The following is a 24,476-nucleotide window of genomic DNA, read 5'->3' on the forward strand; positions in this document are numbered from 1 at the left end:
TTCTCAAATTGAACATATCTAATTTTAGTATAAATAAGTTGTAGATTCTAGCCATTTTTATTCTTTTTCAAAAAATCTATTGACAGCCTACTTAAATGATGATAAATTCTAGGTGAATGTAAGCGCTTATATTTTATGAAAATATAAAAATGTATTCAGAAATCAAATTTGTGGCAGTTTTAAATCCTTTTACCGACTTAATTGAAAGCGCTTATCTTTGTTGTAATCGTTTTCTTTTTTTCAGCTCGGTAGTTCGGAGAATAGTTACGAAAATCGTTTATAGAAAGCGAGGTAAGAAAATGAATATTGAGATGGTTGATGGGGTTCGAACCATGACGATTGATATGATTGCAACGACAGCTTTGGCGGGTGTTCTCTTGATGTTAGGTTATTTCATACGAGGAAAAGTGTCATTATTGGAGCGATTATGTATTCCAGCACCAGTAATTGGTGGATTTATTTGCACGCTAATTGTTTGGGCATTGCGAGCATCGGGGACAATAGAAATTACTATGGATACAACGCTTCAGCTTCCTTTCATGCTAGCATTTTTTACTTGTGTAGGGTTTGGTGGAAGCTTCAAATTGTTAAAAAATGGTGGACGTTTGCTGATTGTATTTCTAGGTGCTTGTTGGGCATTAGCAATTATTCAAAATGTGGTAGGTGTTTCATTAGCTAAGGTGTTGGGTGTTAATCCAGTGTTAGGTGTAATGGCTGGAACCGTCTCTTTAGTAGGAGGGCATGGAAATGCTGCCGCGTTTGGACCTGTTGCAGAAGAATTAGGTGTCACCGGGGCAACCACTGTGGCCGTTGCAGCAGCAACATTTGGTTTAGTAGTAGGAAGTCTAGTGGGGGGGCCTGTAGGAAATTACTTAATCAAAAAAAATCATATAAAAGCAGAGGTTCAAGAAGATCCTGTGGTTGAAAAAAGTGAGCAGTCACCAAGTCAAAGTGCGTTTACGAGTAAGTCTTTTCTAGCCCATTTAACGATTGTTTTTGTATTTATGTTTGGTGGAATTTTAGTTTCAAACTGGGTCACCACCTTAGGAATCAAAAATTTTGCTTTACCAAGTTATGTTGGCGCAATGTTTTTGGCGATAGGGTTTAGGAATCTAAACGATAAGCATGAAGTGTTCAAGCTAGATTTCAAAGTAACTGATTTAATTTTGGATGTAGGTCTCGGTTTCTTTTTAACGATGGCGATTATGACCTTAAAAGTTTGGGAGCTTGTTGATCTAGCGGGTCCACTACTAATTATTTTGTTAATTCAGTTTCTAGTCCTATTAATCTTTTCTGTATTTGTTGTGTTCCCTTTACTTGGGAAAAATTACGATGGGGCAGTTATGACAGGTGGATTTACTGGTTGGGGAATGGGAATTGCTGCAACAGCTGTGGTGTGTATGAGTGCAATTTGTGAGAAATACAAGGTTCGTTCAACGAAGGCCTTTTTGATTGCACCACTTTGCGGCGCCGTGTTTGTTGATGTGGTTGCTATTCCGACAATCATTTTCTTTATTACAAAATTTGCATAAAAAGAAAGGATGTAATTTTATGGCGAAAATTATCGAATGTATTCCAAATTTTAGTGAGGGGCAAGACAAAACAATTATTGACGGGCTTGTCGCAGTAGCAAAAGGAGTTCCAGGTGTTACATTGTTAGACCATTCTTCAGATGCTAGCCACAATCGAAGTGTGTTTACACTTGTAGGAGATGTTGAGGGCATTCAAGAAGCGGCTTTTCAGTTGGTCAAATTCGCTTCAGAGAAAATAGATATGACCAAACATCACGGGGAGCATCCTCGAATGGGAGCCACAGATGTCGTTCCTTTTGTTCCGATTAAAGAGGTCACGGTAGAGGAATGTGTTGAAATATCTAAGAAAGTAGCCGAACGGATCAACCGTGAACTTTCTATTCCCATCTTTTTGTATGAAGATTCCGCTCAAAAACCAGATCGCGTGAACCTTGCTAGAGTTCGAAAAGGTCAATTTGAAGGAATGCCTGAAAAACTAAAGCAGCCTGAGTGGGCGCCAGATTATGGAGAGCCCAAGATCCATCCAACTGCTGGGGTCACAGCAGTCGGTGCTCGGATGCCTTTAGTTGCATTTAATGTCAATTTAGATACGGATGATATTGAAATTGCTAACAAAATTGCGAAGGTTGTTCGCGGCTCAAGTGGTGGATTTAAGTATTGTAAAGGAATTGGCGTGATGTTGGAGGATAGAAATATTGCACAGGTTTCAATGAATATGGTGAATTATGAAGGGACGCCTTTGTATCGTGTAGTGGAAACGATTCGGTTTGAAGCAAAGAGATATGGTGTAACTATCATTGGGAGCGAAGTCATTGGCCTAACTCCTGCAAAAGCATTAATTGATGCGGCAGAATATTATCTTCAAATTGAAGATTTTGATTATGGGAAACAAGTTTTAGAAAATCACCTGTTAAATTAGTACATCTAAATGAATTGACGGAGGGATGAGAATGAAATTAGTAGATATGAAAGTGGCAGAATTTGTTTCTGTACTTGCTTCTGATGCCCCAGCACCTGGTGGAGGTTCAGCCGCGGCTTTGGCTGGTTCAATTGGTTCAGCACTGACCATTATGGTGATGAATTTAACTATCGGAAAGAAAAAATATGAGACATATGATAGCCAATCGAAAGAAATCTTGCAAGAGATGACAAAATTGAATGAACAACTCGTAGCGATTATCGATAAAGATACGGAGGCGTTTGATGGTGTCTCAGCTATCTTCTCTATGCCAAAAGAAACGGATGAGGAGAAAGAGAAAAGACGCATGGCTATGCAAGCAGCTTTAAAAGCCGCGACTTTAGTTCCTTTTGAGATGATGGAATTGATGACGAAAGCCGCAAAAGTTACACAAAATGCTGTCGGGAAATCCAATATCAATGCTGCGAGTGATTTGGGCGTGGCTGCCTTAAATCTGAACTCAGGACTCAAAGGAGCTTGGCTAAATGTCTTGATTAATCTTTCTGGGGTTAAGGATCAAGAATTTGTCGAACATTATAAACAAGAAGGGAAAAAGGTTTTAGAGGAAGGTTGTCGAGTGACCGATGAGATTTATGCAGAAATTCTAAAGATTGTGTAATCGCGTAGAGGTTTATTTCTTCCTGACAAGGAGGGTGTCATGACGTTTAAGATACTAACGGAAACGGATTATCAAATCAGTCAGTGGAGTGGAGGAGAAACAAAAGAGTTTTATATCTATCCTGAAACAAGTGCGTATGCAAAAAAAAATTTTGATTATCGCATTTCTTCAGCTACTATCGCAGTTGAAGAGAGTTTATTTACCTCCTTACCTAATTATTCACGGTGTTTGATGGTCTTAGAAAACGAAGTAAAACTGATTCATGAGCTACCAAATGAAAAAATAGTTTGCAGGTTGGCTCCTTTTCAAAAAACATATTTTTCGGGAGCTGTGACTACACGGAGCATAGGAAAATGTAAAGATTTTAATGTGATGTATACGTCAGATTATACGGTTTCTGTGGCTGTGATAAACGAAGGAGATGTTGAACTAGCTGCAGAAAATAGCTACTTTTTCTATCTGTTAAATGAGTGCGTTTGTAGTCAACTGAATAATAAAGAAGTTGTCTTAAAAGCAGGAATGGCCTATGTGCTATCAAACGAGAGTGGAAAAATGAAGTTTATTGCTTCAACAGAGGATGGAATCATAGGAATTCTCTGCTGTTTTAAAAGAAAATAAAAATATCGGAGTTGAAAAAGGGGCATAAAGTGCTATTGGATGGAATGTTGCTAATAGATGAAAAACTAGAAAAATAGTTTGTGGTCCCTTTTTCGCATTCGCTGCATATGAATTTTACATGTAGCTACCCTGGAGAGGAAGCTAATTAATGAAAAAGTTGTTTGATCTAAGCTTACTAAGTAATCCTCGTGTTCTTTCTTTTTCAGCAATTCTTATTGCGTTAAATGTTGTGTTGAACATGTTCAATGTGGATTTTGGACGAACGATTCAAGTCAGTTTTGCCTTTTTGGCAATCGTGATTAACGGCTATTTTTTCGGGCCAGCAATCGCCGGCTGTTCTGCTATTATCGGGGACGTTTTGGGGTTTATCCTTAATCCTTCGGGGTTCTTTTTCCCCGGGTTCACATTTAGCGCCTATGTATCTGGACTGTTGTATGGTGTTGGCTTTCACAAAAAGCCAATCACATTAAAACGAGTGATTATCGTAATGATTATTAAAACAATTATTTTTTCTTTCATTCTTACGCCACTATGGTTGAAGATGATGTATGGAACGTCACTTTTTGCTGTGCCTAGAGCAATCAAAGCGATAGCGATGTTTCCGATTGAGACGACACTAGTTATGGTGTCGTTAAAGATATCTGAACGTGTGAAGGCTAGAAATAATGTAATCGTTGAATGATATGGGAGGATGGAAATGAATAAAACAGATATTGAAATTGCCCAAGAAGCAACTATGCTACCGATTGTGGAAGTAGCCAAAAAAATTGGTTTAACCGAGGAACAAATTGAATTTTATGGGAAGTACAAAGCCAAGTTAAATATAGAAGAAATTCCTTCTCAGCAATCAGAGGAAGGAAAAGTGATATTAGTCACGGCTATTACCCCGACCCCTGCCGGAGAAGGAAAGACGACAACGGTTGTTGGCTTAGGAGATGCATTAAACCGACTTGGAAAAAAAGCAATTATTGCTTTAAGAGAACCTTCTTTAGGACCAGTATTTGGTGTAAAAGGGGGAGCTGCGGGAGGTGGGTATGCACAAGTTGTCCCAATGGAAGACATTAATCTTCATTTTACAGGTGATTTTCATGCCATTGGTGCTGCGAATAATTTGCTTGCAGCAATGATTGATAATCATATTTTTCAAGGGAATCAATTAGCGATAGATAATCGTCGAATTACTTGGAAACGAGCGGTAGATATGAATGACCGTCAATTACGAAAAATAGTGAATGGGTTGGGTAGTCGAGTAAATGGTGTGCCAAGAGAAGATGGGTTTGAGATCACTGTAGCCTCTGAAATTATGGCGATTCTTTGTTTGTCTAACGATATAGAGGACTTAAAAGAAAACTTGGGGAATATCATCATTGGTTATACGTATGAGGATCAACCAGTCACAGCTAACCAGCTAAATGCTCAAGGAGCTATGGCAGCTTTACTAAAAGATGCGATGAAACCCAATCTTGTTCAAACGTTAGAAAATAATCCCGCGTTTATTCATGGCGGTCCTTTTGCCAATATTGCACACGGCTGTAATAGTGTGGTTGCGACAAAGCTAGCGATGAAGTTAGCTGATTATGTGGTAACAGAAGGCGGTTTTGGCGCTGATTTAGGTGCTGAGAAATTTATCGATATTAAATGTCGTAAATCAGGAATCAAACCTTCTGCAGTAGTAGTGGTGGCGACTGTTAGAGCATTGAAAATGCATGGTGGTGTCCCTAAAACCGAACTGAATAGTGAAAATCTAGAGGCGCTAAAAAAAGGATTGCCTAATCTATTAAAGCATATAGAAAATGCAACGCAGGTGTATGGGTTACCAACTGTAGTAGCAATCAACAAGTTCCCCACAGATACCGAGGCAGAGTTAGCCTTAGTTAGAGCTGAGTGTGAAAAACGCCAAGTAAATGTGGTCTTGTCAGATGTCTGGGGGCATGGAGGACAAGGTGGAGAAGAGCTAGCAAAAGAAGTTCTTCAACTTGCTGAAGAAAAAAATAATTTCTCATTTGTTTATCAAGATGAGGAATCTATTAAGGATAAAATAAAAGCGGTCGTTCAAAAAGTATACGGGGGCGAAGACGTTCACTATGAAACAATAGCAGAGAGAGAAATTGCTAAGCTACAAAAATTAGGCTTCCAAAGGTTACCTATTTGTATGGCTAAAACGCAATATTCTTTTTCTGATGATCCAACCAAGTTGGGAAGACCAACCGATTTTTCTATCACGGTTAGTAATGTAAAAGTGTCAGCAGGAGCAGGTTTTATTGTCGTTTATACAGGAAGCGTGATGACGATGCCAGGGTTACCTAAACGACCTGCTGCAGAAAAAATCGATATTGATGCACAAGGAAAAATTACAGGGTTGTTTTAATATTTTTAAAAGCAGTCATAGGAATTGATTTAGAGATGAGAGGTTTATTTAATAATGCACACACCCTATGAAATTCGAGAAATAACGATTCAGACGGCAAGAGCCAAAGTGGCTAAACGTTTGAAAGAAAAAATTATCTTGGCCTTTATTGGCGGAGCAATGATATCTTTGGGCTACTTAGCCTATGTAAGAGTGATTTCTTCTATTGTAGAAGAGTGGGGAAGTTTTGCTTCATTTATTGGTGCTTGTGTATTCCCTGTTGGACTGATTGTCATTTTGTTAGGTGGTGGTGAGTTAATCACAGGGAATATGATGGTCGTCTCTTTCGGCTTTTTTGCCAAACGTGTAACAGGGGGGGAATTACTGAGTAACTGGCTAATTGTCACAGTCGCTAATTTGGTGGGTGCTTTGTTTGTCGCTTACTTTTTTGGACATATTGTCGGTCTAACATCATCGGGGGTCTACCTTGAAGAGGTTGTAAAAATTGCTGGCGCTAAGATTGAGGCGAATTTCATTCAAAGTTTTGTCTCAGGAATTGGCTGTAACTGGTTTGTTTGTCTGGCAGTTTGGCTTTGTTATGGCGCAAAAGAGGCTGCTGGGAAAATAATGGGCATTTGGTTTCCGGTAATGTTATTTGTAGCAATTGGGTTTCAGCATAGCGTAGCGAATATGTTTATTATTCCGGCAGCTATATTTGAAGGCAGTTATAGCTGGGGCGAATTTATTCAAAATATCATTCCTGTCTATTTAGGAAATATTGTGGGAGGAGCCGTGTTTGTGTCCTTCTTCTATAACCAAGCATTCAACAAAAATAAGAAATAACACGAAACTCGCAAGAAAGGGTATCTTTTGCAGACCCTGATCATTTCTTGCGAGTTTGTTTCTATAAATAAAAGATGGAGAAGAGGTATTCAGTGTATTTGGACAAGCTTACTTCGCTACTGATTTAATAGATAAAATTGAGAGTCCGCCGATTGTTGCACAAACAAAGGAGACAATAAAAATAGATGAGAACCCAACAGCAGAAATCATAAATGCAGCAAGGATTGGAGCAAGTGCTTGTGTTACCGTGTTTCCAAGGTTATAGATACCAAGGAAGAAGCCGACACGTTCTTTGTCTGGGATGACTTCTAAGTTCAATAGATTATCTAAAGAATTCCAAATACCCATCCCAAGTCCAGACATAAAGGCATAGATAAGTAAGCTTGCATCGTTACGTAGAAAGAAAATACTTAGTGCACCGATTCCTATCAGGATGGTTGACAAGCCGACTGGTAGTTTTAGTAGTTTGTATTTATCAGCTAAAGGACCTGCGATGAACCCCATTGCAATCCCAAAAACCAACATAATCATATTAATTAGCTGAATGGATTGCTGAGTAGAGGAAGTATCTTTATTCAGAAAGTCAGTCATGATAAATAGAAGGTAGCCTGTGACAGCAAAGTTGCCCACTCCTTGGAATAACTTACCTACTAAGGCCAGGTAATAGTCGCGGCCAATTGACCAACTAGGGAAAATAGCTTGTGATTTTTTGCCGGTTGAAGCTTCTTTTTGATTGCCTACTTTTGGTTGGGTGGCTGTTTTCTCATCGACGTTTGAAGGTTCTTTAACGATAAATGCAGCAAGTAGTGTGCCGATAAAAGTTAAGCTACCAAAAATGATAAAACCCAAACGAAAGTTACCCAAAAACATAGCAGCAAAAATCGTAAAGCCGTTGTTACCTAAGGCCATACCGAGCCCACCATACGCACTTGAAGCAGTAGCCTTTCCTGTTTCAGGAGCCAAATCAAGCCAAGCAACCATGGGCGCAACGATAAAATTCAAAGCAACTTGCCCAAGGGCCCAGCTGACTAAAAGCGTCGGAATCGAATGGGACATAGAAGCCAAAATCATGGCGACCATAAAGGCAAATGAACCGCCAACAAGCCAAGGAGTTCTCTTTCCGAAACGAGAATACGTTCGATCAGAGAGATACCCAGCTAACATATTTGAGACGGCAGCGACAATCATGCCAACTGTCGAAAAAAGAGCAACCAATTGTATTTTATTGTCCGCATCTAATTGTTGAATGAGTGCGGGCAAAAACAAACTTGATGCAGCAATATAGGGGCCAAGCCATGAAGCTGGACCAATAATAAGTCCAGGTACAAGGCGTTTAAGTGGGATAGTTTTCAAAATAATCGTCCTCCAAATTATAAGTTTTCTGTCAAATAATAATCAAAAGTGGCTGTTGACTGACGTTGATAGGAATCAACCGAACCAACAAAGTTAAATAGTCCTGTAAAACCACCAATCTCACCAGGTTCACCATTCACGCCCTCGTCAGAGAGGTAGCTGGCCTCGATTGCGGGTGAAAGCTCTAGCCATTCTGTCTCTTTTGTCAATCGATAGTAGAAGGTAACTTGGCCAAAATTATAAATAGCTTTTATGAAGACCGCGCCTTCAGGAACCACTAATAAGTGATGTGGAAACTCAATACGTTCACCTAGTTTGGCTTGTAAGATAGTCAAAATAGGTTTTTTAACTGTTTCTGAATAGGTGAGATGAGCATATAACCAATTGTTCGAGTCATAATAAAACCCTGCGCCAGCCGTTTGAGAATAATGAATTGGCTGAAATTTAAGGCTTGTTTCAAATAAATAATGAAAAGAATTTGCTGGTGTTGCTAATATTGCTGGATTCACTTGCGAGAAAAATGAATTTTGTCCATGGATCGTCAGCGAACCTGGATGCTCGGTGGTATTGACCCAGTCAGCCTTTTGTTCGCGGTAAGGCGTCATAAATTTGTTTGAATAGATCTCTTTTGAAAAGTCATCTTTAAAAATGGGTGAATCGTTTTTTTTCGTAGAAACACCCGTCAATCCTTCAACTTCCATTTTTGCAAGGTTCGTTCCATCAGCCATCTCTAACCAACCATCAGTTGTCCAAAACATCTTTTGAAGAGAGGTTTCGCGTCCTAATGGGTTAAGAAGTGTCCCTTCAAGTGGACGGGACATTAAATGCGCAATGTACCACTCACCTGTGTGCGTTTGGACAAGTGAACCATGCCCAGCTTTTTGCATTCGAGAGTTCGGGTTATACATCTCAAAGTGACCTGCATCAGGATCACCAAGTGAGAATAGATGCTGATCAGAAGAAGTGATGATTGGTTCTCCTGAGGGATGAGCTTCATAAGGGCCGAAGACGGATTTGGAACGACCAATTTCCACACCATGTGCATATCCCGTTCCACCAGCAGCTAAAAGTAAATAGTAGTACTCATCTTTTTTGTATAATTGAGGGGCTTCAGCACAACCTCTAGTCGTAAATCCTTGAGTTACGCGATGCCATTCGCCTACTAATTGCCCCTTATCCAAATCAAATTCTGCAAGGACAATATGTCCCGGAGCTTGATAGCCTTGGCGGGTTTCCCATTCTAAAATAGCTATGTAGTGTTTGCCGTCTTCATCATGAAATAGTGCAGGGTCAAAACCGATAGAAGTCAGATAAATAGGCTCAGACCAAGGACCACAGATATCATAAGACCACATAGCATAAGAGTCTGAATTGAATTCTCGGCCAGCCATATTAACCATATGGGAGTAAGCTAACCAATATTTTTTGGTCTTTTCATCATAAGAAAGATGAGGCGCCCAAATCCCTGCTGGTGTATTGGTTCCGCGCAAGTTTACTTCCCCTTTTTTGAGAGCGAAGTCTAATAACGTCCAGTTAACAAAATCAGTTGACTGATAAATTTGAATACCAGGATTCCAATGAAAGGTCGAGGTAGCGATGTAGTACGTCCCCTCTACATGAATAATTGAGGGATCCGGTGCCATCCCTGGAATAATTGGATTTTTAATCATTGTCATAATCTAGTTCCTTCCTTTTTGTTAGATTATTAGAGAACGTTTGCAAAAATACTTTTTAAAGCTGTCATCTAAATCTAGAAAATTTTTCTTAATTGTTTTGAATAGACTTGTGTGCCATCTGGAAGTCTATTATTTTTTTTCACCTATTTTCTCAAAAAATGAAATCGATTTCTTTTTGATAGCTTTATCTTAAGAGAAAAATCACGTATAATCGATATCAAAAAACAGGATAAAATTACCATTTTTCGTATTTTTAGGAAAGGAGTCACTTATGAATGAAAAACCAAAGTGGTTAGAAAAGCTTGTCAATCTACCTGATGTGAATGCCAATATAAAGTTATTTGGTGGGCATAAACAATACGTACCTTATGGATGGATTGCTGAGCGGGAGACACATTTTGTTTTTGAGGTTATGTTTATCTTAGAGGGAAAACAACAAACTGTTTTTGAAGGACGAACCTATATTTTTTCAACTGGGGACATCGTTTTAATTCCTCCTGGCAATTCACATGAAAATTCGTGTGTATCAGAGGAGGGAATGGAATATTTTTGTGCGCATTTTGATATTGATGATCCAATGGTTCAACAATCATTATTAATGTACTGTTCTATTTTGCTACAACCAGATAACCCTGAATATCGGACGATTCAAGAGATTTTGACCTCTTATGTTAATTTGTTGGATTATTCGAAATTTACAATCAAAGAAAAGTTGATGGTGGAACGATTATTAATTGAGCTTGTGATGGGATTGTTAGAATATGCGGAGCAAGAGCAGATAAAGGTTGAACATTCTGATAATACTTCGTTGGTTTTAGCAAAATCAATTGCAGATACGATTCAATTAAATTTTAGAGCATTCACTGAACGACCAACCGATGAAAATAGATTGTTGCTTTCTATTGACTACGTGGCTGACTCACTGAATATTAGTAAAAGTACGATGTTGAAGGTTTTTAAAAAAGTTTATTCGATAAGTCCCAAAAAATATTTGGATCAATTAAAATATAACGAAGCCAAATTCTTATTGCACCAACCGAAACTATCCGTTGGAGAAATTGCAGAAGTCATCGGTTATCAGAATGCTTCTCATTTTTCGAGACAATTCAAGCAGTGGAGTCATTATTCGCCAATTGACTATCGGAAAAATAAAGAAAACGAACATTAAATCGTCTGAATTAAGAAAGTGACATTCGTCTATCAGAGTTTTTACAAATAAAAATGTAGAAATTCTGGTGGTTTCCTTCTTTTTTATTCAGAAATCCAAAGGTGACAAAAGAATGATAGTATGTGTTATTTTTGGCCTTTCATTATACTATGAACAATGACAACTGTTCTTCTTTTTGCGGATAGTTTCCGTTCTTCTTATTTACTTGTCCGGTTGTTTGTTATATGATTATACTCGTTGTTTTAGTAAGATAAAGTGTCTGTTCTAGTGACGTTTTGTCTGTGTGAAATGGGAGGAAATGAGAAGATGGAAAAGATTAATTCATATTTTGAGCTGAAGAAGTTAAATACGACCGTCAAACGCGAAGTCTTGGCTGGTTTCACAACATTTATTTCGATGGCTTATATTTTATTCGTGAACCCAACTGTATTAGGGGCTTCTGGAATGGATGAAGGAGCAGTGTTTACGGCAACAGCTTTAGCAAGTGCTCTAGGTTGTATTTTGATGGGGATTTTTGCAAAATACCCAATTGCGACAGCTCCAGCGTTAGGAATCAATGCATTTTTTGCTTATTCTGTTTGTGTGGGGATGGGTATCCCTTGGGAAACAGCGTTAGCGGGTGTGTTTGTGGCATCATTAATTTTTATTTTAATTACTATATTTAAATTGCGTGAAATGATTATCGATGCGATACCAGCAGATTTGAAGTATGCGATTTCTGGTGGAATTGGGTTGTTTATTGCCTTTCTAGGTTTGAGCGAAGGGGGCATTATTGTTGCCGATAAATCCACGTTAATTGCTTTAGGACCTTTGAACGTCGGCCCAACCTGGTTAACGATTTTTGGGTTGACTGTGACGGCTGTTCTGATGATTCGTAGAACGCCAGGAGGAATCTTTATCGGGATGGCAGCAACGACACTATTGGGGCTTGTAACTGGGTTGATTCAAGCGCCAGATAAACTTGTTTCTGCTGCACCAAGTTTGAAGCCGACATTTTTAGTGGCCTTAAAACATGTAGGAGATATTAATTCTTTACAGCTTTGGGTGGTTGTTCTAACCTTTTTATTAGTGACATTCTTTGATACTGCCGGAACGTTAGTGGGACTAGCAAACCAAGCAGGGTTCATGAAGGATAATAAAATGCCACGAGTTGGAAAAGCGTTGGCTGCTGACTCAACAGCGATGTTAGCTGGTTCGTTATTAGGAACCTCTCCTGTGGGTGCCTATGTTGAATCATCTGCGGGGATTGCTGTTGGTGGACGTTCTGGTTTAACGGCTGTGACAACAGGTATTTTCTTTATTTTCGGCCTATTCTTCTCGCCACTACTTTCTGTCGTTACTCCTCAAGTGACCGCTCCAGCCTTGATTGTTGTCGGTGTTTTGATGGCTCAATCATTAAGTCATATTAAATGGACTGAAATGGAAATTGCTATTCCATCCTTTTTGATTTTGTTAGGTATGCCGTTAACTTACAGTATTTCTGATGGGATTGCATTAGGCTTCATCTTTTATCCAATCACCATGATTGCGGCAAAACGTGGAAAAGAAGTTTCGCCAATTATGTATATACTGTTCTTTGTATTCATTGGGTTTATGTGGATTCTGAACATCTAATAAAAAGCTGTGCCAGTAGTCAAAGTGACTAGTGACACAGCTTTTGTTTTGTTATTGAAGCGGGAAATAAGTAATCGTTCCTGTTAAAAGAGTACCTATTCTGCACGTAAGGCGATAGCAGCATCTTTTTTAGCAGCCATACGTGCGGGAATGTGTCCGCCTAACATTGTTAAAATGGTACTGATGATGATTAAAACAATCGCATGAACAGGGTTCAATTGTGCGACATCTTTCAGATCTGTGACTTGATATAATACATAGTTGATTGGGATGGTAGATAACCATGCAATAACAACGCCAAGTGCCCCAGAGGAAATCCCTAGAATACAAGTTTCTGCATCAAATACTCGCGTAATATCTTTTTTACGAGCACCCAAAGCCTTCAAGACCCCGATTTCTTTTGTTCGTTCAATAACTGAAGTATAGGTAATGATACTAATCATAATCATACTTGTAACTAATGAAATCGCCGCAAAAGCGATTAAGACATACGTGATAGCATCCATTAAACCACCTGTTAATTCAGTCATCGTTCCAGCTAAATCTTGATAAACAATGGTGTCTTCTTTCTCTTTTCCTTTGTTCCATTTATCAAGGTAAGTCAAAATTTCTTCTTTATCTTTGAAGTTATTTGGATAAATCATGATACTATATGGCAAGCTTTCTCCACCAAGTGAGGTTAAAAAGCCCTTCTTAGTTGAGTCGTCAATTTTTTCACCAGTCATAACATTGACATCACTATCTTTTTGAGCAGTAACAATTTTTGACTTTGTATTTGTATCGACAATTTTTGTCGTTAATTTATCGCTATAAGCAATCCCTGGTGCCAAAAGGTTCATCGTTGAAGAGGATTTGACACGTAAGATACCAGAAATTTTGATTTCTTCGTTAGTTGATTCTTTAAATACAGAGTCATAATCTGTATTTGGGACAAAGTTTCCAGTTGGTAGCTCAGTGTAGTAGCTATCGTTTGGAATAAGTTTCATCGTTGTGCCAACAAGTTTATCAAAGTCCAATTTTTCATTTTCTTTGATGTCAAAGCCAAGGTTTTTAAGGGCATTGATATTAGTGTTGTTATTTCCATCGACAATTAAAACAATATCATTTGGTGAAGCTGGGTATTCGCCCGCTAAAAGAGAGTAGTTATCTTTTAAGAAATTACCGCTGTCTTTTTCTAGCTGTGTTGGAAACGAAGAGACACCGATTCCGGTCATAGAACTCATTGCGGCAGCCATGCCTCCAGCAGCACTGTCAGGTGAGTCGTTTGAGAATTTGACAGGTTGAACTTTTCCATCGACTTCTCTTAACAAGTTCATGCCAACCATGCGTGTAAAACCAATATTGTTACTAAGCTTTGGATCAATATTTTCGATGTAATCGACATATTCTTGATCAATTTTATTGGTATGTTGCGCTTTATCCTGCGTACTTAGTTTGGCGGTGACCGTCGACTCATCTGGATAGGTTCCTTTTGAAGCACCTAACGCATCATCTTGATTCAGCTCTTGCTCAGCAGCAATTTGTGAGATGGTGATTGGAAACTGTGCCATTGTTTCTGATTGTGTTTTATCGATTTGTGCTTGGAAGCCGTTAGATAAGGCCAAAACAATCGCAATCCCGATAATCCCAATACTTGAAGCAAATGAGGTCAGAATTGTCCGTCCTTTTTTTGTTCGAATGTTATTGAAAGAAAGTTTTAAAGCTGTCGTAAATCTCATACGTGTGTGTTTCAAATTAAATTGGTCTGGTTTTGGTCGTTCAATATGCGGTTTTGAATCATGTTGAATTTTCCCGTCTGCAAACTCGATAATACGATTTGCATATTGATGAGCTAGCTCAGGGTTGTGCGTCACCATGATAACCAATTTTTCTTTTGAAAGGTCTTGAATAAGCTTCATAATTTGAACGCTAGTTTCTGTATCCAAGGCACCAGTTGGCTCATCACACAGGAGAATATCTGGATCATTTGCTAAGGCACGAGCAATGGCCACTCGCTGCATTTGGCCACCAGAAAGTTGGTTCGGTTTTTTGTGCATATGTTCTTTTAAGCCAACACGTTCCAAGGCGCGTGTAGCTTTTTCATGTTTTTCTTCTTTTGAGACACCGCTGAGGGTCATCCCTAATTCAACATTATCGATAATACCCAAATGACTAATTAAGTTGTAACTTTGGAACACAAAACCGACTGAATTGTTTCGATACGCATCCCAATCTGAGTCTTTAAAGGTTTTTGTTCCTTTTCCGTTGATGATCATGTCACCTGAATCATAGTTATCCAACCCACCGATGACATTTAATAAGGTTGTTTTCCCTGAACCACTCGGACCTAAAATCGCCACAAATTCTTGTTTTCGAAAGGCAACGGAGACACCGTCCAGTGCTTTAGTGATGGAGTCACCCACCTTATAATGTTTTTTTATTTCTTTTAGTTCTAACATAAATAAACCTCACTTTCTTTTTTGAAACATAAAAAGAACACCTTAGCCGTTGTAAGTGATATGAAAATTTACAATAAAATCGTGTATCTTTCATGATTGTTTGAATTTTAACAGGGAATTATTAACTGAATATGAACTCGTTCATGTTCCATTCACAATCTAATGGTAAAATGGGTGTATAGATAGGAAACGTGAGAGAGCTCCCTTTTTTGTAAGGGCTGATTCAATAAATTTTTACAAAAACGAAGGTCATGATTGGGTATTATAGGAGTAGAAAGGATACGACATGAATACGATTCTAATTATTGAGGATGACAAACACTTATTGAGGCTGTATGCTTCTGTTCTAGAAAAAGCACATTTTAAAACATTTGAAGCGTTAAATGGCGAAGAAGCGTTTGATATTTTAAATAAGCAATATGTTGATTTAATTATTACAGATGTCATGATGCCAGAAATGGATGGGTTTGAATTTTCAGAAGCGTTGCGGACAATTGGTGATAGAACGCCTATTTTGATGATTACAGCTAAGAGTACCTTTGAGGATAAACAGCGTGGCTTTAAGTTAGGTATCGACGATTATATGGTTAAACCAATTGATGTGAAAGAGATGGTTTTGAGGGTTGAAGCGTTATTACGACGAGCAAAAATTTTTTCCTCTCAAGAGCTTGTGATTGGGGAGACTTCTTTAAACCAGGAGGAGCTGACAGTGATAGAGCGAGTTCAAGGGAAAAAGGAGTCAACAGAGCTTCCACAAAAAGAATTTCAATTACTGTATAAATTTTTGTCTTATCCAAACAAAATTTTCACGCGCCAACAGTTAATGGATATGATTTGGGGATTAGAGACGGATACGGAGGAGCGAACGATTGATGTGCATGTCAAACGACTGCGCGCGCGCTTTGAAGGGAATTCAGATTTTCAAATTGTGACAGTTCGAGGATTAGGGTATAAAGCGGTGGTGACTCATGAGAAATAAAATACGTTCTAAGTTATGGATTTATTTAGCAACGATGATTTTTCTCCTTATCTTAACCACCTTTATCGTTTTTACCTTTATCATCTATTTGATTGCGCGCTTAAATTTATTATCGGGTGAAGACCACTTTTTTCCACTCTTTATTTTTATTGCGGGTTTTAGTATTGTGATTAGTTCAGGGGTTTCAGCAATTGTTGGAAAACGAATTTTACAGCCGATTGCAGAGCTGAGAAAGAGTATGAAACAAGTAACAGAAGGTGATTTTTCGATTCAAATGGATCAAGTTTATACGATTGATGAAGTACGCGATTTGTATGCAGACTTTAATAGTATGGTGAAAGAGCTTGGAAGTACAGAAACACTGAGAGATGATTTTGTTTCTAGTGTCTCTCATGAATTTAAAACCCCAATTACGATTATTCAAGGATATGTACAGCTACTTCAAGACTCCGAACTAACTGCTGAGGAGCGTGCGGAATTTTATCAACGGATTTTGGAAGGTACGCAACAACTGGCGACACTTTCGGATAATATTTTGAAGCTGACCAAACTTGAGACACAAAATAGTGAGATGGATAAGCAGCCGTTTCGGTTGGATGAACAAATCCGTGAAGTTATTTTATTTCTTCAACCAAAATGGGAGAAACGAAATCTTACGTTAGATATTGAGCTTCCTTATGGCATTTATACAGGAAGCGAGGAATTTCTTTACCAGGTTTGGTTGAATATCTTGGATAATGCGATCAAGTATAATCGAGAGGCTGGTAATATTTCGGTCAAATTGGAAGAACGTCCGCACGCGTTTGTGGTTGAGATTGTTGATTCGGGACTAGGAATGACTGACCAACAAGCAGAAAAATCCTTTGATAAGTTTTATCAAGCAGATAGGAGTCGAAAAACGGAAGGGAATGGCTTGGGCTTGTCCTTGTCGCGAAAAATAGTCGAGTTGCATGGAGGGGTAATTCGAGTGAACAGTAAGCTGGATTTTGGTACGGTGTTTGTTATTGAACTACCAAAGTAGGTGAAAGAACAGCAATCATTGGGAAAATTGTCGCCGATGAGCAACTAGTTGAACGAAAATAGAAGAGTAGGATTTATGATGAGCATGGGAGATAGTTTTTCTAATAACAACTTGCTATAATAAAAGAATAATCATGTAAAAATTAAAAAGAGGTGGAAAATATGGCACGACAACATATATTTGACATGAGCTTTGCCAGCGTGTATCGCTTATACATCCAAAAAGCCGAGCGTAAGGAAAGAACGAAGGAAGAAGTCGATGAGATTATTTTTTGGCTAACGGGTTATGATGAGGATGGTTTGGCTGAGCAGGTGGAAAAGGAATACGACTTTACGACTTTTTTTGCGAAAGCACCTAAAATGAATCCAAACACTGAATTGATAAAAGGCCTTGTCTGTGGTGTACGAGTGGAAGAAATTGAAGATCCGCTGATGCAGAAAATTCGTTATTTAGATAAGCTGATTGATGAATTAGCAAAAGGTAAAAAGATGGAAAAGATTTTGAGAAGCTAACTTTATGATAAGTAATGACTCAAGTATCTGTAATTTATATTCAATGAGATTTTTGCGGAAAGTGAAAAACTGCAAATGACTGGCGGAAGATGAGCTATATAAAAATTGACAGAAACAACATAGTCTCCTCTATGGAATCCCGATGAGAAAGGATTTCATAGAGTTTTTTTGTTTAACTTGACTGAAAATACATATGGTTGATTTTAATTTTGAGAGCATCGATTCTTTTGTTGATGTATAGGTGAGTAATAGACTACCAAGTATCCTATGTTTGTCAGACGCCCATCTCCTTTTAGTGATTCTAACCTCAGCGGTGAAAGAAGCCGTTTTTATTGGGATTTCTAATTCTGGAGAGACCAAGGAAGTTCTTCATATGGTGAAGGTTGCAAAAAATGCCGGACTAAAAACGATTAGTATGACACAATTTGGTTCCAATACAATTAGTAGCTTGACGGATGTCTCTATTCACACGGTTCGTTCAAATGAAGCAGAATTACGAAGCGCAGCAACTAGCTCATTATTAGCTTAATTCATAGTGATAGATGTCTTGTTTTATGCCTGTATATCAGGGGATTATGATGAAAACATCACACGTATTTGTAGATTAGAGAGTGTGTTTTTTTAGATAAATCGATGGTAATTATCTAAGACATCTTTGGCTGCTTTATAACTATAGTAAGCATCCGTTTTTTCAGCGATATCTTCTTCGGTAACTCCCAACGCTACAATTAGAATCGTATGTCATTTTGTTGAGTTGCTTGTAACGTAGGCAAATTCACCAATGTTCAGCCAAAGAACAGCTAAAGCTAAGCTCCCATCAGTTTTTTTCATTGGAATATAGTGACTTAAAGTCTCGGAAAAGTATTCCTTGCTTGCCTCGTTATACTTAATCCAATAAATACATAGATGCTCCGAAATCTCTTCTTCTGTATAAAGATGTTCTGTATAGTTATCTAAATCTGCTAGTTCATATTTAAGAAATGAACCAGTTATCTCATCAGGATCAACGGTTTCCAATTCAAAATGTTCCGTTAAATAAGTTTCTATAGGATTCATAAAATCGCTCCTTAATTTATTTTTGCAGAGCCATTAAAATTTACTAATGAGCCCCAGCCATCCTTATTTGAGTGTGTTTGAGTTCCAGATGTTTTTATATAAGTAGACTTGATGTTTTTAGGAATAGATAGGTACCCTATATTAACATTATTTGATTTCTTTGAGCCAGTTCCTCGTAATACTTTCGGAAAAGATTGATAAGTGACTCTGTTTAAGATACTTGGACTTTGGACAGTTACCTTATCCCACCATAAATTAGAAACGGGACCAGTGGCTTTGTATGATGCCCTTAGTTCACAATTTGTAGTATTGCCACTTCTGATTATGTAATAGCTCACCGCCACGCCAGTTGCTCGAGTTAGGGGCTTTGGTTTACTTTCCTCAAGTTCATTAATCAAGTTTGTGATTTCGGTTTCAGTTAAGGGCCTATCAGAATCAATAATATCAATTTGGGAGCTAGTTTCGACAGGACTGTCTGTTGTTAGAGTAGCGGATTCTGACGCTGATACATTAATTGATGTTAAAAGAATGAAACTGAGAGAAAATAGATAAAACAAAGTAGCAATTCCTCGTAGTTTTTTTACTGTTTTTCGCATAAAAATCCCTACTCGTAAAAGTATAGTATCGATACATTCATACGATACCATAAAAAACAGCAGGTATTTATAGAGGGTTGAAGAAAACACAATAAAAAGACACTGAGAGTGATTCATTTTTTTGATTTAAGAAAGAGTTAAGAATTAGTTAATAGTTGAGTTAAGAAATGCTTGGTAAAGTAAGACTATCGAAAGAGGGGGAAACAAAAAATGACTGAAAATGTACTAACTTTAACGAATGTGACCAAAAAATTTGGCAAACAATATGCTTTAACGAATGTTTCATTAACGGTGAAAAAAGGAGATATCTACGGATTAATTGGTCGGAATGGTTCAGGGAAAACCACCATCATGAAATTGATTACAGATTTATCGAAAGAATCTTCTGGTGGTGAAATTGTTTTGTTGGGGAACCGAAAAGGAACAAAAGAATATCAAGAAAGCCTACAGCGCTCAGGATCCGTGATTGAAAGCCCGGCTGCTTACAACAAATTAACAGCTTATCAAAATATGAAAATTATGTGTATCCAAAAAGGCATTCATGATTTTTCCGTCATTGATGAAGTCTTAGGTTTTGTCAATCTGGCTGAGACAGGAAAGAAAAAGTTCAAAAACTTCTCGTTAGGGATGAAACAACGACTAGGCATAGCGATGGCATTGGTTAGTGACCCAGATTTCTTAATCTTAGATGAGCCAATCAATGGTTTAGACCCAATCGCAATTATTGAGTTTCGAGGGATATTGGAACGAATCAATCGTGAAAGAAACACGACGATTATTATTTCAAGCCACATTTTAACGGAATTATATCAGGTATCAAATCGTTTTGGTTTTATTAATGAAGGAAAGATGATTCAGGAAATATCCAAAGAAGAGTTTGACAGTCTAGTAACCAAATCCATTCTTGTGGATGTGGAGGAGCCGAAAAAGGCAGCGATGATTCTAAGAGAAAACCAAGTGACTGATTTCGAAGTGACCAACGAAAACCTGATTCGTATTTTCGATGAGCAGGTGAAAATTAAAGAAATCAATAAGCTACTGGTTGAAAATGATATTTTAGTGAATCAAATTCAGAAACAAGAACATAGTTTAGAAGATTACTTCACAGATTTAGTCAGTAAAACCACAAATACAAAGACAGATATAGTAGGGGGAAAATAACATGTTTCGACTAATTAAAGCAGATTTTTATCGTTTATTACATACAAAAGGGTTTATTGCCACAGGAGTAGCTGTGATTGCTTATGCAGTGATGCTTGTATTCACAGGATCTGCAGGAGGGATTGGTGTCAATCAGGATCTAGTGAAACCTGTAGGAGTCGATTTAAAAACTTCAGTAGATGCAGGGGTATTTTCAAGTAGCGTTCTTGTCTATTTGTTGATTGGTGTCTTTGTGATGGTTATCGGCTATGAATTTTCACAAAAAAACTACAAAAATTCATTAACTGCAGGTGTGAGCAGGTTACAATTTATTGTTGCGAAATATATTAGCGAAGTATTTTACCTATCATTTTTTATTGTTCTCTACTTCGCAACAATTATGGTAACAGCCTTTCTAAGATTTGGAAGTACACAAACTGATTTCTTTTCTTTTATGCTACAAACACTACTTTTAGCGATTGCGATGGGCTTACTTATTAGCGTAGTATTCAGCTTGGCAACGTTATTGCAAGTCGGTTTGGGTAGTATGATTGGTTCGGCAATTTTTATTGTTGCTTATCCATTAGTTATTCAAATTATCTTTAACATCACAAATTGGGAACAATTGAAATACTTTGATTTCTTAGGTTTCATTCAAATATTAGGCGTGGGTCAACTAAAATTCGATGAAATCCTTCCTTATGTTATTACAAGTGCGGTTGTAACGGTTCTTTCTTTAGTGGCAAGTACGGTAGTGATTCGTAATAAAGAGTTATAGGAAAAAGAGGAGGGGCATTCAAAGTGTAGGATTTATAGCAACATTTAATTCTTTATAGAGAACGACTAGACGAAACTAAAGAAAATCTGACCGAAAAATCGATGGAGCTTTGGGGCAAAAATAGATAGGCTTATCAAGGGTCTAGTAAGTATACTAAAAAGCACATGACCATCCAAATGGGGGCATGTGCTTTTTCTGACTTAGGGTCACTAATTTACTCAAAAATTATATTTTCGTAATAACCAGTATCGCCTAGTTCTTTGTCAATTCGGCCGCTTGAATAGACTTTAAAATTGTATAAGCCTCCTCTAGCGGAATTTACATCATTTGTTTTAATTTGGAGGTCGTAATAGCTTTCATTTACATCTATTTTTTCCGGTGCGTAATCATTCTGTGTTCGGAAAGAATCAATAATCTCAAAATTCCCCTTTAGCCAGATTGTTTTGTTTTCTATTAACCAATCTGTCGCGGCTGAAGGATTTGAGGGAGCAATGTCTTTTGTTTTTCTATGATTCATAATGTAGCCACTGATTAAGGAGGTATCTAGGTATTTTTCCGAAATAATAGAAAAGGCATCTTGTCTTTTAAGCTCTAATTTGCCGAAACTGTTCACCCTAAAGGTCCTAGAATATCCGCCACGTGGCTCAATTGCTCGCACATAGACTAAGTTGTCCTCCATAAATAGTTTATAATCGGTATTTTTTAAAACAATCCCTCTATAAGCAACTTCTGCTTCTACCATGCTTTTTACCCATGCCAAGATTTCTTCTTCATTTAACTTTTTTGTATCAACTTCTAATGTACCAAGATAGGTGTCAATAAAGTGTTTGACCTCTGATGTATCTAGATATTTTGTTGATATTGTCCTATAATCATTTTCGCTTAACTTTTTTTGAAGTTGTCCTAGGGCATTAATTCTATAGGTGGCTAGAACGTCACCTTGACTGCCCAAATAAGTGATATACAATAATTGATCGGGACCTAGAGCGGTTTCTAAATCATCTCCTTGATACTCAGAGTTTCTATAGGTGTTTTCTGCAATAATAACCTTTTTTACCCACTCAATCGCTTGCTCCGCGGACAATTTTTTTGTATTAACCTCTTTTATAGTATCGGCTTCATCAAGCACATTTTCTTCAGAACTACTACTACGAGTAACACTTTTTTAATCGGCTCAGTTTGTTTGTTCGCATTTTGAGTATGTACTGGCTCATAACTGTTGCTATTTTTACCAATTACATAAAGGGCAACAATCCCCATGACAACAATGGCTATTACTGAAGAGATGATTGTTAGTATCAGGGCTTTTTTTCGTTTTTTAAGCACTTGTTCCCAGCGCGCATTCTCTTCTTGTAGCATAAATTCTAATGCTCTGTATTGTCGATCCGTTGTCGCGTTGATCATCTCCATTTTTAGTTCATGGACAAATCGTTCATGTGCGCGGTCTTCATTTCCGCGATTAATGTCAGCAGCAGCACTACTTATGGAACTGGCTATCTGCTCTGCATTTTGTCTGTTGCTCATTCTACTAAACTCGTCACTCATCATTTTCCTCAGTTGTATTTCATCTTACCTATATCTAGACTCAAATTATTAAAAAGTAAGATAATTATTTTTTTGTAGTCGCTTTTTTTCTATGTGTTTGAACGGATCGGTAACGTTATGTCGACCTGAAAGCTTGTTTTTTCGGTTGTCAGCTGAATGGTTCCATCGAGTAACTCAACAAGCTCTTTGATGATATTTAAACCTAGACCTGTGCTCTTATTTTGGCGCGAGCGATCATTTGTCGTAAAACGATTCAGTAGGTTTTCATCCGGATCAATTGACTGTAAAGAGTCATTTTTTATGGTGAGAAGAATTTGATTAGGATTTTTCTTACCTGTGAAATGTGCTTTTGTCTGGCCATGTTTCAAAATATTTCCTAATAAGTTTTGAATTACTCGCTTTAAGACTGTTAAATCAGAAATTAATAAGAGATTGTCTTCTAGATCAAAGGATAGTTCGATATTTTTTGTTAAGAAATTTTCATAATAAACAAAAGCCTCCTCTTGAATTAATTGTGTGAAATTCACCATTTCGAAATCCATCTGTAATTTTTTCTCATGAATTAGTGTATATTCAACTAGGTAACTTAAGTAATTTTCAATAGTTAACAATCCACTCTCTGTTTTTTTTAAGAGCTCTTGTGTCGTGGAGTCATTTTGTTTTTTTAATAATAATTGCACATAACCCGATGAAACCGTCAGAGGTGTTTTTAAATCATGAGAGAGATTACTGAGCGATTGGTGAAACTCTTTTTCATTGTTCCAATGTTCGCGATGTACTTGTTTATTTTTTTGAATTAGTTGATTATTTGAATCTAAAAAGCGCCGAATCAGGAAACTTTTTGATGTAGAGACAAGCTCAGCATTCGTGTCATGTGTAATAATATAATCGAGTTGTCGATTGATATCGAATAAATTATAAATGATAAAAGCAAGATAACTAGTTAATAAGAGAACGAGTAAACTAAGAAAAATCACCATCTAGTTTTGCTCCTTTGCTAAACGAATTCCCATGCCCCAAACAGTTTCGATATATTCGCTATCAGGATCTGCGACTTTTAACTTTTTTCGGAGGTTACTTAGATGAACATTCAAGGTATTCTCACCACCTAAATAGGATTCTTCCCAAATTCGTTCATAAAGGTTTTCTTTTGAAAATATTTTTGTCGGATTAGCCAATAATAAATCAATAAGTTGATATTCTTTTCTAGAAGCTTCAATGGGTTGATTGAAAACACTAATTTGATAGAATTCTTCGTTCAGTGTTAAATTTTTGTACGTGCGTTTTCTTTCTTCAGTAGCAATGGGTTGATTGCGAAACTGAACCTCAATACGTGCTTCAAGCTCATCAAAATTAAAGGGCTTTGCAATATAGTCGTTTGCTCCAGCCTTTAAAAGAGTGACGGTTTTTTCTTTATCACCAATGGCTGTCATAACAATAACAGGCGTATGAACCTGTTGGCGAATTTCTTTTAGAACTTGCTCGCCATCTTTTCCGGGTAACATTAAATCCAGTAAAATTAAATCATAGGAGCCACTACTACCCAATAGGGCGCCCTCTGTTCCCGTATGTACAATGGTCAGTTGCACAGTGTTTTGAAAGAATTCTCTCAAAAGTTGGCAAATATGTATGTCATCTTCAACAATTAAAATACGTTTCACTCTGTCTACTCCTTCATCCTTT

The 24,476-nt window shown here is 37.6% G+C and carries 24 protein-coding genes and 1 riboswitch; of the genes, 15 read left to right on the forward strand and 9 right to left on the reverse strand.

Translation table 11 applies throughout. The features are described from left to right. Positions 1–299: 299 nt before the first annotated feature. From gltS to IGI37_RS02520, 7 genes are all read left to right on the forward strand, one after another. Positions 300–1,532: a sodium/glutamate symporter gene (gene gltS, locus IGI37_RS02490; protein WP_438759816.1), complete on the forward strand. Its 1,233-nt coding sequence runs from the start codon at positions 300–302 to the stop codon at positions 1,530–1,532. A 19-nt stretch (positions 1,533–1,551) separates the two neighbouring features. Beyond that, on the forward strand, positions 1,552–2,451 hold the full coding sequence (gene ftcD, locus IGI37_RS02495) for a glutamate formimidoyltransferase (protein WP_438759817.1): 900 nt from the start codon (positions 1,552–1,554) through the stop codon (positions 2,449–2,451). A 31-nt stretch (positions 2,452–2,482) separates the two neighbouring features. Further along, complete coding sequence (locus IGI37_RS02500) at positions 2,483–3,109, forward strand: cyclodeaminase/cyclohydrolase family protein (protein WP_438759818.1); 627 nt, start codon at positions 2,483–2,485, stop codon at positions 3,107–3,109. Between the two features lie 39 nt (positions 3,110–3,148). Further along, positions 3,149–3,727: a HutD/Ves family protein gene (locus tag IGI37_RS02505; protein ID WP_438759819.1), complete on the forward strand. Its 579-nt coding sequence runs from the start codon at positions 3,149–3,151 to the stop codon at positions 3,725–3,727. Between the two features lie 4 nt (positions 3,728–3,731). Continuing rightward, positions 3,732–3,833, forward strand: a riboswitch (THF riboswitch). 42 nt (positions 3,834–3,875) lie between these two features. Then, positions 3,876–4,409, forward strand: a complete 534-nt coding sequence (locus IGI37_RS02510; protein ID WP_438759820.1) for a folate family ECF transporter S component — start codon at positions 3,876–3,878, stop codon at positions 4,407–4,409. 15 nt (positions 4,410–4,424) lie between these two features. Further along, entirely contained in the window at positions 4,425–6,095 is a 1,671-nt protein-coding gene (locus IGI37_RS02515; RefSeq protein ID WP_438759821.1) for a formate--tetrahydrofolate ligase, read from the forward strand. Positions 6,096–6,149: 54 nt separating this feature from the next. Continuing rightward, positions 6,150–6,917 carry a formate/nitrite transporter family protein gene (locus IGI37_RS02520; protein WP_438759822.1) on the forward strand — a complete coding sequence of 256 codons (768 nt, stop codon included), beginning with the start codon at positions 6,150–6,152 and terminating at the stop codon, positions 6,915–6,917. A gap of 108 nt (positions 6,918–7,025) precedes the next feature. Here the strand turns inward: IGI37_RS02520 and IGI37_RS02525 are convergent, their stop codons facing one another. Further along, positions 7,026–8,276, reverse strand: coding sequence for an MFS transporter (locus tag IGI37_RS02525; protein ID WP_438763567.1), 1,251 nt, complete (start codon positions 8,274–8,276; stop codon positions 7,026–7,028). Between the two features lie 11 nt (positions 8,277–8,287). Then, the gene (locus IGI37_RS02530) at positions 8,288–9,946 is read right to left on the reverse strand and encodes a family 43 glycosylhydrolase (protein ID WP_438759823.1); all 1,659 of its coding nucleotides are present in this window, start codon (positions 9,944–9,946) and stop codon (positions 8,288–8,290) included. Positions 9,947–10,217: 271 nt separating this feature from the next. Here IGI37_RS02530 and IGI37_RS02535 point away from each other — a divergent pair, with 271 nt between their 5' ends. Both IGI37_RS02535 and IGI37_RS02540 read left to right on the forward strand, forming a co-directional pair. After that, entirely contained in the window at positions 10,218–11,114 is an 897-nt protein-coding gene (locus tag IGI37_RS02535; protein ID WP_438759824.1) for a helix-turn-helix domain-containing protein, read from the forward strand. 306 nt (positions 11,115–11,420) lie between these two features. Beyond that, on the forward strand, positions 11,421–12,728 hold the full coding sequence (locus IGI37_RS02540; RefSeq protein WP_438759825.1) for an NCS2 family permease: 1,308 nt from the start codon (positions 11,421–11,423) through the stop codon (positions 12,726–12,728). 95 nt (positions 12,729–12,823) lie between these two features. Here the strand turns inward: IGI37_RS02540 and IGI37_RS02545 are convergent, their stop codons facing one another. Next, on the reverse strand, positions 12,824–15,166 hold the full coding sequence (locus IGI37_RS02545) for an ABC transporter ATP-binding protein/permease (RefSeq protein ID WP_438759826.1): 2,343 nt from the start codon (positions 15,164–15,166) through the stop codon (positions 12,824–12,826). A 286-nt stretch (positions 15,167–15,452) separates the two neighbouring features. Here IGI37_RS02545 and IGI37_RS02550 point away from each other — a divergent pair, with 286 nt between their 5' ends. From IGI37_RS02550 to IGI37_RS02565, 4 genes are all read left to right on the forward strand, one after another. Next, positions 15,453–16,145: a response regulator transcription factor gene (locus IGI37_RS02550; RefSeq protein ID WP_438759827.1), complete on the forward strand. Its 693-nt coding sequence runs from the start codon at positions 15,453–15,455 to the stop codon at positions 16,143–16,145. Further along, complete coding sequence (locus tag IGI37_RS02555; protein WP_438759828.1) at positions 16,135–17,166, forward strand: sensor histidine kinase; 1,032 nt, start codon at positions 16,135–16,137, stop codon at positions 17,164–17,166. The genes IGI37_RS02550 and IGI37_RS02555 overlap by 11 nt, the downstream gene beginning before the upstream one ends. Positions 17,167–17,327: 161 nt before the next feature. Beyond that, entirely contained in the window at positions 17,328–17,678 is a 351-nt protein-coding gene (locus IGI37_RS02560; RefSeq protein ID WP_438759829.1) for a DUF2200 domain-containing protein, read from the forward strand. Positions 17,679–17,919: 241 nt separating this feature from the next. After that, positions 17,920–18,207, forward strand: coding sequence for an SIS domain-containing protein (locus tag IGI37_RS02565; RefSeq protein ID WP_438759830.1), 288 nt, complete (start codon positions 17,920–17,922; stop codon positions 18,205–18,207). 212 nt (positions 18,208–18,419) lie between these two features. Here IGI37_RS02565 and IGI37_RS02570 read toward each other — a convergent pair whose 3' ends face one another. Both IGI37_RS02570 and IGI37_RS02575 read right to left on the reverse strand, forming a co-directional pair. After that, a complete protein-coding gene (locus tag IGI37_RS02570) occupies positions 18,420–18,734 on the reverse strand; it encodes a hypothetical protein (protein WP_438759831.1) in 315 nt (104 codons plus the stop codon). 11 nt (positions 18,735–18,745) lie between these two features. Further along, positions 18,746–19,330: a hypothetical protein gene (locus IGI37_RS02575; RefSeq protein ID WP_438759832.1), complete on the reverse strand. Its 585-nt coding sequence runs from the start codon at positions 19,328–19,330 to the stop codon at positions 18,746–18,748. A 210-nt stretch (positions 19,331–19,540) separates the two neighbouring features. Between IGI37_RS02575 and IGI37_RS02580 the strand changes: the two genes are divergently transcribed. Both IGI37_RS02580 and IGI37_RS02585 read left to right on the forward strand, forming a co-directional pair. Continuing rightward, positions 19,541–20,491, forward strand: coding sequence for an ATP-binding cassette domain-containing protein (locus IGI37_RS02580; protein ID WP_438759833.1), 951 nt, complete (start codon positions 19,541–19,543; stop codon positions 20,489–20,491). 1 nt (position 20,492) lies between these two features. Then, positions 20,493–21,248, forward strand: a complete 756-nt coding sequence (locus IGI37_RS02585; protein WP_438759834.1) for a hypothetical protein — start codon at positions 20,493–20,495, stop codon at positions 21,246–21,248. A 214-nt stretch (positions 21,249–21,462) separates the two neighbouring features. Here the strand turns inward: IGI37_RS02585 and IGI37_RS02590 are convergent, their stop codons facing one another. The 4 genes from IGI37_RS02590 to IGI37_RS02605 all read right to left on the reverse strand — a co-directional run bounded on the left by IGI37_RS02590 (position 21,463) and on the right by IGI37_RS02605 (position 24,454). Beyond that, positions 21,463–22,377 carry a hypothetical protein gene (locus IGI37_RS02590; protein ID WP_438759835.1) on the reverse strand — a complete coding sequence of 305 codons (915 nt, stop codon included), beginning with the start codon at positions 22,375–22,377 and terminating at the stop codon, positions 21,463–21,465. Then, on the reverse strand, positions 22,353–22,793 hold the full coding sequence (locus IGI37_RS02595; RefSeq protein WP_438759836.1) for a hypothetical protein: 441 nt from the start codon (positions 22,791–22,793) through the stop codon (positions 22,353–22,355). Before IGI37_RS02595 ends, IGI37_RS02590 begins: the two co-directional genes overlap by 25 nt. 89 nt (positions 22,794–22,882) lie before the next feature. Continuing rightward, positions 22,883–23,773 carry a sensor histidine kinase gene (locus IGI37_RS02600; protein WP_438759837.1) on the reverse strand — a complete coding sequence of 297 codons (891 nt, stop codon included), beginning with the start codon at positions 23,771–23,773 and terminating at the stop codon, positions 22,883–22,885. Next, positions 23,774–24,454 (reverse strand): response regulator transcription factor, encoded by a 681-nt coding sequence (locus IGI37_RS02605; protein WP_438759838.1) that lies wholly within the window; start codon positions 24,452–24,454, stop codon positions 23,774–23,776. Positions 24,455–24,476: the final 22 nt, after the last annotated feature.

This window comes from Enterococcus sp. AZ194 (assembly GCF_051713825.1).
Lineage (GTDB): Bacteria > Bacillota > Bacilli > Lactobacillales > Enterococcaceae > Enterococcus_K.